Here is a 1,400-nt window from a genome sequence, read left to right as displayed (position 1 = left end):
GGCGGGGGGGGGGGGGGGGCGGCCCCGGGGGCCCCGGCCGGGGCGATGCGCCGCCGCGACGCCGCCGCCCGTCGGCTCTATGCGTGGGAGGATGCGGTGGTCGCGCCGCGCGATCGCAGCCTGGTGCCCTTCGCGCGGCTGCAGGCGCTGGTGGACCATGTCTGGGCCGCCGAGGGCCGGCATTTCCCCCCTCGCGTCAGGCCGCTGCCGAAGCAGGCCCGCGGGACCGTCGCCCGCGCGCGCCGCACCGGCATCGAGGCGCCGGCCGAGCTGCCGAGCTGGGTGCTGCTGCACGAGATCGCCCATGCCCTGATCGCCGATGTGGACGGCAATGGCCTGGGTCACGGCCCGGATTTCGTGGCCGCCTATCTGCGGCTGCTGGTCACCCATGCGCGGATGGACCGCGCGCTGCTGGAAGCGACGCTGCGCGAGGCCGGCATCGCCTGGGCTGCAGATTAGGGCAAAGCCGATCGGCCGATTCCAGCCGGGCGGGCCGTGCTTTAACAGGCTGCTGCATGTCCCCCGCCACGCTCGCCGGCTGCGGCGCGCTGCTGCTTTGGGCCTTCCTGGCCCTGCTGTCGCGCCTCGCCGCCGGCATCCCGCCGCTGCAGCTCACCGCCATGGGCTTCGCGCTCGGCGGCACCATCGGGCTTTGCGCGGTGATCGCGCGCGGGCAGGCGCGGGCGCTGGCGCAGCCAGCGCTGGCCTGGGCGCATGGGGTGGGCGGGTTGTTCGGCTACCACGCGCTCTACTTCCTCGCCTTCGCCCTGGCGCCGGCGGTGGAGGTCAATCTCATCAACTACCTCTGGCCGCTGCTGATCGTGCTGCTCGCGGCGCCGATCCGCGGGTTGCGGCTGGGGCCGGCGCGGCTCGGCGGCGTGGCGCTCGGCTTCGCGGGCTGCCTGCTGATCGTCGGGCCCGGCGCGCAATTCCCGCCCGAGGCGATTCCGGGCTTCCTCGCGGCGCTGGGCTGCGCGGTGGTGTGGTCGGTCTATTCCGTCACCGCCGGCCCGCCGCGCGTGGCGCGCGTGCCGACCGAGGCGGTCGCCGGCTTCTGCCTGGCCACCGCCGCGCTGGCCGCGCTGCTGCACCTGGCCTTCGAGGCGACGGTGCTGCCGGATGCCCGGCAATGGCTCGCGGTGCTCGGCCTCGGGCTCGGCCCGGTCGGCGCGGCCTTCTTCCTGTGGGATATCGGCATGAAGCGCGGGGATCCGCGCCTGCTCGGCACGCTGGCCTATGCGGTGCCGGTCGCCTCCACGCTGCTGCTGATCGCGGCGGGGGAGGGCGCGATGAGCTGGCGCGGGGGGGGGGGGGGGGCGGGGGGGGGGGGGGGGGGGGGGGGGGGGGGGGGGGGGGGGGGGGGGGCCCCCCCCGGGCCGCCCCGCCCCGCCCCCCCCCCC

General features: G+C 77.1%; 2 protein-coding genes. Both read left to right on the top strand.

The features are described 5' to 3' along the window. Positions 1-459, top strand: a 459-nt coding sequence (locus tag AC1MIR_RS12815) for a hypothetical protein (RefSeq protein WP_480028537.1), incomplete at its 5' end; no start/stop codon positions are given. 56 nt (positions 460-515) lie between these two features. Next, positions 516-1,400: aromatic amino acid exporter YddG (gene yddG / locus AC1MIR_RS12810; RefSeq protein ID WP_480028536.1), on the top strand; the 885-nt coding region annotated here is incomplete at its 3' end.

Source organism: Falsiroseomonas sp. RANM36, assembly GCF_056682175.1.
The sequence above is the reverse complement of the archived record's forward strand: the minus strand, read 5'-3'. Positions and strand labels throughout refer to the sequence as shown.